General features: G+C 63.6%; 7 protein-coding genes. All 7 read right to left on the reverse strand.

The window, feature by feature from the left end:
* Window positions 1-34: 34 nt before the first annotated feature.
* Window positions 35-340, reverse strand: coding sequence for a hypothetical protein (locus tag AC1VAN_RS05900; protein WP_263929836.1), 306 nt, complete (start codon window positions 338-340; stop codon window positions 35-37).
* An 11-nt stretch (window positions 341-351) separates the two neighbouring features.
* Window positions 352-3,840, reverse strand: a complete 3,489-nt coding sequence (locus tag AC1VAN_RS05905; RefSeq protein WP_032978208.1) for a TipJ family phage tail tip protein — start codon at window positions 3,838-3,840, stop codon at window positions 352-354.
* Entirely contained in the window at window positions 3,837-4,442 is a 606-nt protein-coding gene (locus AC1VAN_RS05910; RefSeq protein WP_282280315.1) for a tail assembly protein, read from the reverse strand. The genes AC1VAN_RS05905 and AC1VAN_RS05910 overlap by 4 nt, the downstream gene beginning before the upstream one ends.
* Entirely contained in the window at window positions 4,435-5,175 is a 741-nt protein-coding gene (locus AC1VAN_RS05915) for a C40 family peptidase (protein ID WP_032978202.1), read from the reverse strand. The genes AC1VAN_RS05910 and AC1VAN_RS05915 overlap by 8 nt, the downstream gene beginning before the upstream one ends.
* A 61-nt stretch (window positions 5,176-5,236) precedes the next feature.
* Window positions 5,237-5,932: a phage minor tail protein L gene (locus AC1VAN_RS05920; protein WP_312962815.1), complete on the reverse strand. Its 696-nt coding sequence runs from the start codon at window positions 5,930-5,932 to the stop codon at window positions 5,237-5,239.
* Window positions 5,933-6,081: 149 nt separating this feature from the next.
* Window positions 6,082-7,083 (reverse strand): hypothetical protein, encoded by a 1,002-nt coding sequence (locus AC1VAN_RS05925; RefSeq protein ID WP_480985444.1) that lies wholly within the window; start codon window positions 7,081-7,083, stop codon window positions 6,082-6,084.
* Window positions 7,084-7,228: 145 nt separating this feature from the next.
* The coding region (locus AC1VAN_RS05930) for a hypothetical protein (protein WP_480985445.1) at window positions 7,229-7,695 on the reverse strand (467 nt) is incomplete at its 5' end.

Consider the following 7,695-nt stretch of genomic DNA (forward strand, 5'->3'; position numbering starts at 1 on the left):
CCACTATCGTTGGTGACTTCAAGACCGACGGACATCAGAARGTTCCATAGAAAATGTAAGTGGAGGGATTGGCGATCGGTGAGAACGTGAACCGCATCATCAGCGTGTTGCCCCCATCAATGAACGACATGACGCCCATGTTCGGGGCGGAGAACTGATTTCCGTTCTGGTCCTGCCAGCTGTCGGACGTCGGACTGGGAAGAATGGCAAATGGCTGCCCCAGCCCCGCCAGGCCGACCGGACTCTGGGAATTGCCGGTGATCGTCATGCCACCCATCACCTTTCCGGCCCGATCATTGGTGTCGAACCACATCTGCCCATCCGGGCCGAAAATCTGCATACCTGTTGCCATCACCAGATCCCCATGCGGACGCGCACGCGACCGCTGCTGTCGTAAACGTGGATGACACTGTCATTGATGGTCAGGCGGCCACCGTTCTCGGGGCCGCTCATCGTCAACGTGCCGTTCTTGTCGAGTCTCCATCGGGGCTGACCATCGGCCCCCACGGCGTTGGACTGGATCACATCGCCGATCATCGCGTTCTGGATCCAGCCAGTGCCGATCAGTGCCTGGCTGATGAAGGTCTGCCCGCCCTGTACCACGAACGGCGCACTGACCTGGCCACTGTTGGTGTTGAACAATGCGAAGCGATCGGCCTGCATCAGGATCTGGCTCTGGTAACTGCCATCGGGCTGCTGCTCCACGCCCAGACCCATGCCGGCCATGTAGATCTGACCTGCACTGCTGATCTGCGCCTTGACCGTATAGGTCGCGCTGACCTTGCCATCCAGATTCACCACGGCCTGCGAGACCTGCTGCACGGCCGCGCTGACGCCTTCGATCTTGCCAGGTACGCCATCGATGGAGGCTTCAACCGTGTCCACGCGCTTGGCCAGCGCCGCGTCCTTTTCGGCCATCACGCTGTAGACGGTGATGGCGCCGGCGGTAACGTCGTTCTCACCGACGTTGTAGTCCTCCTCGCCCGCACTGTGGTCGCTGACCTGGGCGAACAGGCCATCGACTTTCTGCCCCTGCGCAGCCACCTTGCCATCGACCTCGGTGACATCCATCTCAAGCTGATCGACCCGACCGACAATGGCACCGGCATCGGCGATCGCATCGCCCACATCCTTCCAATGCGTGCCCGGCGGCGTTTCGTTGCCCGCTGCAGTGTCCTGCCAGCTCCAGATCCGGCCGTCATGGATGACGGTCTGGCCCGCGGTATAGGTCGCCTCCGCATCCCAGACCAGCGGCAGCACCTCGCTGACGCGCTCGATCTTCTGCTGCAGTTGCTGGCCAAGTGCACTTTCGTTGATGCGACCGGCGAAGTAGGCGTCATAGTCCGCCTGGTTGCTGCTGGACTCTCCCAGTACGCCAGCGCCCACCGGGTGCCATGGACCTATGTTGCCGCTGCGATCAACCAGGCGACCCCAGAACCAGAAACGTGCGCCGGCCGCCAGGCCATTCATCTGGTGCCGTGCCTGCGGATAGGCAAAGTCACCGAGTTTGATGGCCGCTGCACGGTCAGGACTGGTGCTGTACCAGAGCTCGGTACGCTCGGTATCGGTAGCACCAACAGGGAACTGCCAGTCCAGCTCGATGCCGAAAACGCGACTGCGGACCGTGAGCGAAGACAGCGCTGGCGGTGGCGTGGTCTTGCCCTCAATCGTCGTCAGCGCGCTGACCATCGGCTGCGACACCGCTCCCAGCGCATTGACTGCACGAACCCGGGCCAGGTACTGGCCGGCGTAGATGCCGCGCACTTCCAGGCTCTGCGTACCCACGCGGCCGGCACGGACCCAGTTGAGATCACCACGACGCCATTCCACGTCATAGGCAATCGCCTTGTCCGCCGCGTCCCACTCGATGGTGAGTACGGAAGTGGCGATACCCTGGTCGACGACCACATGCGAGGCCATCCGCACGTTCGCTGGCGGCGGCTGCACGCTGGGTGGCACGATGCTGATCGGCGGCTGCTCCAGGCGCGTGCCATCGTCGATGGCGGCGTACTTGCCCGGCACATGCTTGAGCGCGGTGATCTGGTAGGTCAGCTCTTCGCCTTCACTGATCGACAGCACGCGGTACTGCTGCAGCGCCAGCTCCGGCGACTCCAGTGCCCAGACCGACTGCGCGACCGGTACTGCCGACCACGGCGCGGTGACGGTGACCGTCTCGCCATCAACCGACTGCACGGTACGTGCTTCGGAATGCCCATTGGGCAGCGTCGCACGCAGGGTATCACCGGCTTCAATCTTCTCCGGCGGCTGGTCCAGCACCAAGGTGCGCGCACCCGCGCTGCGGATGCGCCCTGCATTGCGGCGACCGGCGCGGTTCGGGTCGGCCACCTGGATGATGTCGCCGGGCATGCAACCCAGGGCATCCAGCCCCACCGAGAAGCTGATCGTCTCGGTTTCCAGCATCTCGGTGTGCAGGATGTGGTTGCCCACGCGCTGCGCCTGCGAACGCGAATGGCAACCCACCGCCGTCACTTCGGTCTGGTTGATGCCATAGCGGGCGACACCAGGCAGGTGCTGTACCACTTCGACCTTCTGCCGGCCGAAATCATCCGGATCGATCCAGGACACCAGAGCGACGGTGTGCCGCGCCGTGCGGCTGCTGCCTGCATAGTGGAAGCGACCCTCGATGACATTGGCCTGGCTGTAGGTCAGCAGCGGGTCCTTGGGCATGTCGGCCGAAGCCATGACCTGGCCAGCTGCATAGAAGCTGATGCCTCGGAACATGGTGGCGATGTCCTGCAGCACCCTGTATGCCTCAGCGCGGGTCTGCAGGTACAGGCTGCAGGTGAATCGTGGCTCCCTGCCGCCCTGGCCATCGCTGACCAGTTCGTCGCAGTAGCGGGCGATCTGGTAGAGGCGCCACTTGTCCACCCAGTCCAGCGGGATGCGATGACCCAGGCCGAAGCGATCGTTGGTGACGATGTCGAAGAAGACCCACGCCGGATTGTTGGTCCAGCCGCTCTTGAAGGTGCCATCCCACACACCGCTGTAGACGCGGGTGAGCGGGTCATAGTTGGACGGAATACGTACGATGCGCCCCCACAGCTGATACGAGCGCGTGGGAATGTTCTGGAACTGGCTGGCATCGACCTGCACCGCCGCCAGCGCGCAGTTGGGATAGCGCAGCTTGGCATCGATGATCTCGGTCATCGACAGCACGTTGACGGTATCGGCGATGGTGCTGCTGTTGGCGTTCGCGGTCAGCCGTCGGATGCGCACCTGCCACTGGCTGCCTGCCGGAAGATCGATGCGGCGGCTGCGTTCGTACTGGCTGGTGGTCTTGCCACTGAAAGCGTCGTTCAGCACGGTGCTGAACGGGCCGCCGTCGGTGGACAGGTCCACCGCATACATGATGCGATAGCCCTCGGTATCACCGTTTTCGGTGTTGGTCTTCTGCAGCGCGGGCACCGCAAAGCGGATGCGCACCGCCGACAGATCGGCGCCGGACACGGTGCGTACCACGGGCGCATCGCTGCGCAGTTCGACGTTGACGCCGACTTCGTTCTCGATCGAGGGGAAGCCGCTGATGTGCTCCTGGTCCTGGGTGCCTGAGCGCGTCTGCACGTCCACGCCGGAGAAGTTCAGCGTGCCGTCCGGGTTCTCGATCGGCACCTGGTCCAGGTAGATCGACTGCTTGCCCGCTACCAGCCCGCGGATCTCGCCTTCACTGGCCAGGTCGATGATGCGGGCCACTGCCATCGAGTGCAGGCTGTCCGGCGTTTCCACCGGCGTGCGTGCATTGCTGGCGCCCTTCTTTGCACCCACCAATGTGGGTATGGGTGCACTGCGCTCACGCTGTGCGGAATGAATGATCTGGTTCAAAACTGGTCCTCCGCCAGGATGCCGCCGCTGATCACGGCCGAGCCGATGAACATGCCTTTCTTGTCATGGCCGCCGTAAGCGACCGGTACGGGATTGCCCTGTGCCTGGGTGTTGACGGTGCCGTTCATGCTGTAGCTGGGCGCGTTTTCGGGGGAGTCTTTGGCGCTCAGGCCTCTCGGCTGAGGGGAGAGCATCTGAACAACGCCGCCGACCGCCATGCTTATGCCGAACTTGATGAAGGGTGTGCCAGCGGTTCCACCCGTCCACGCATTTACCACCACACCGACGACGATCAGAACGACACCCACGATTGTCTGCAACGCGCCACCCCGCTTGCTACCGACCATCACCGGCGCAATACGGATGTCATCCTGCCCCGGCGGGTCGTGCAACTGCTCCCGGGAGAGATTTTGTTTACCGTTGAACACGGCAAACTCCATGCCCTTGGCCTTTGCAGCCATCAGGTACTGCTGGAACCCAGGCAGCATCACGCATAGGGCATGCACGGCCTCGGCCGGGCTGTTCACCGCCAGCCGGAACTTGCGCCCGAAGCGCGCGCCCAGCTTGCCGTACAGGCGAATGGTACGAAGACGGTCAGTCATGGCGCACCTCGCGATGGCGGACGATGCAACGGGTGCGCTCGGCCCACATGCCGCCGTAGGGCACGGACTCGGAAAGACGACCGTGCAGGTGATGCAGCATCTGCCCGTTGCCCAGGTACACGCCGGCGTGATTGGTCACCGGCGAGCGGATCTGCATCAGGATCATGTCGCCACGCCGCGGTTCGCCTTCGATCAGGTCGAAGCCTTCCGCATGCAGTCGTTCAAGGCTGTACAGGTCCTGGCCCTTGTCCCACCAGTCGTCGTCGCGGGTGTAGTCGGACAAGGAAATGCCCAGTTCCCGCGCATGGAAGTCGCGCACCAGGCTGTAGCAGTCCAGCACGCCGTGGGCGAACTGGCGGCCGACCAGCGGCGCAACATAGCCGTTCGGCTGGATGGTCTGCAGGTCACCGCATTCGGGTGCCTCGCCATCCACCTGACCGACGCTGACGATGTGCCAGGTCAGGCCACTGTGCTCGCACATCACCCGATCCGCGTCGGACGGTGTGGCGGCTGCGTCGGGATGGCTGTGCACCAGGGCCAGCACCTCGCCCTTGTCCTCGGCCACGGCATAGTCCTCGGCCGGCAGGCGGAAGTGTTCACTGGGTGTGCCCGCGAGGTTGCGGCACGGCAGATAGTGCTCGTGGCCTTCGATGGCCACGATCAGCCCGCAGCACTCGCGCGGGTACTCGGCCACGGCATGTGCCTGGATGGCCTGCAGGGTTGTTGGTTGCATGTTTCACCCATGAAAAAAGCCCGCGCGAGCGGGCCTTGAAGTGGAAAGTCGGAGAGCGGGATCAGGAACGAAGCAGGCCAGCGGCCGGGAAGCCGCCATAGGGCAAAGGCTTGTCTTGGCCGAAACGCATCTTGCAGCTGCGCACACGGCCCCCGCACTGGTCGCGGGCGGGATCATCGGTGGCCACGTCGTCGCCATCGGCAACCGCCGGACCGTTGTAGCCGCAGTAGGGGCCGCGGTAGCCACCCCGCACCAGCCAGCCACACATGCCGGCGATGATCTGCCGACCAGGCAGCTGTTCGCCGTTGAGATCGATGGCCGTGGTCAGTTCGAACTCCACCGTCTGCTTGTCCTCACCGACCTTGCGCTCGATGAACCAGACCTCGTCGGGGAAGTGCTCTGCCGGATCGGCGCTGGAATTTCCCTCTTCGAAGTTGGCTGCATCCAGATACTTGGCGAGCGTCTGCCGACGGATGACACGGGCGCCGACCAGATCATCGAACAGCAGGCACATCGCGGTGATGCGGCCATCGATGTTGCTGACCCGAAGTTTGGGGTTCGGCGGCTGGTCGCTGGTTCGTTCAAAGCCGCTGGCTTCGATCGGCCAGGGGCCGTACTCCTGCCCCTGCCAGATGATCACACCGCTCTGCAGGTGCGCGTGGAAGAACAGCTGGTCGGCACCGAAACTGCTGGCGTCCAGTTCGAAGACGGTAATGCGGCTACCCGGCTCGAGTTGCTGGGCATCGGCGGTGATCATGAGGTGCGCTCCTGGGCGGTGGCGGGATGAGGCGGTACGGGATGGGACGGCTGACCGCAGGGCACGATGACACGGTGTCCGGGGCGCAGTGACGCATTGGTGGTGAAGCCGCTGACGCGGCCGGTTTCGGTCGTGATTGTGCTCATGGCTCAGAGCTCCGCGTCTGCGTGCACCAGGACCTGGGAGGTGGTCGACCACACCACGACTACTCCGTACTGCTGCATGCTGTTGGACATCGAGGACAACACGGCCGCGTCCACGGTGGACTGCCAGCCCGGATCGCCGCCGTTGAAGTTGATGAGACTGCCTTCGGAGCCGAAGCCCACCAGGTTGAGCGCGGTGGAGGGCGAGGTGATCCTGGGCGCCGAGCGCTTGCGTACCTTGAACGGGATGCAGGCGCGCGAATCGCCGTTGGCGGTGTAGGTGATTCCCAGGATCCGGTTCACATCAACTGTTTCGTAGTAGCGCTGGCACAGCAACAGTTCAAGCGCTTCGGGCCGGCGATCGAAATCGGTCGCGGTGTCACCCTCCTCGACCTGCATTTCAGCCAGATAGACCACGCCACTCTTCTGTCCCGCCCCGAACGCGCGACCGGCGAAGTTCGCGCCCGCGTCCATCCACAGGCTGAGCTGTAGATAGCTGTCGGCGCCCAGGGTCTGCCCTGCGATGCCAGGCACATCCACGGTCAACTGGTGCCAGCGCCACATCGTATCGAGCGTGACGCCGCCGCCGATGCTGTCCCTTGCCGTTGAGCCGCCGGTGCCGAACGACTGCTGGAATTCCAGGCCCACCTTGAAGTTGTCGACCGTGGCCCTCGCCTTGAAGCTGACGGTGACCCGCTTTCCCGCGAACGTACGCACGTCTTCGATGCGCTGCTGCACCAGTGCCATGCTGTCGGCGCCGGCAACACTTTCGACGACGAGCTTCAGCAGGTGACGGGAACCTGCAATCAGCCTTCCCGCCGCACCACCGCCTGCCGCAATGTCGTCGCGCGATGCAGAGAGAGTGGTCGCCTGCGCGTTCATCAGCCAGCGATCGGCGGTAGGACGGGCACCGGTAGATGCGGAAAACGCCGTACCCCTTTGCCAGACCCGGAAGTCACCGTTGATAAGGCGGTTGCGGCCTGCCATTCGGCTTTCCAGGCCGTCCACGGCGGCTTGTACGCCGTCCAGGCCTGCGTAGACGTCGGCGAAGTTGTCGTTGACCTTGGTGAATGCCGGGCGCTGTGTTTCACCCCGTTTACCATTCGCTTGAATGGTATCTAGGTCGATGATTTTTCTTGCCATGAACGCTCCTCTAGATTCCTGCGGGCCCGCGCTCCGGCGGACCGCCGTCGGAAGTCCCGCACACCCAGTCGAATGTCTCCGGCTGCGGTAGTTTCTGCCTGATCTGTTCCCAGGTCTGCGCATCTTCGGGCGATGCGATGGTCAGATTTGTCAATGCCAGATTGACTGCATCGCGCCACGCCACCATCGCTCGGGCCTCGCAGGAGAGTCCCGAGATCACGCTGCTGATGTAGCTACAGCAGCTTTCTATGGATGTATGCCCCAGTGTCTGGACGTACTCGCACATCCATTGCTCCGCCTGGCGGCGCAGCAGATGGAGGTGCTCGGTGGATCCCGCCGGGTAGGGCGGCGGCGCTGGCGAGGGCGCGTTGCCAGCCAGGATCCACGTCTCATAGTCTCGCCACATCCAGTGGCCACGCGGAATGAACGCTCCGGTGTCTGTGCACTTGATGATGTCCGGATCGTGCGTCAGTTGAT

Source organism: Stenotrophomonas sp. 05L44_2 (assembly GCF_056665995.1).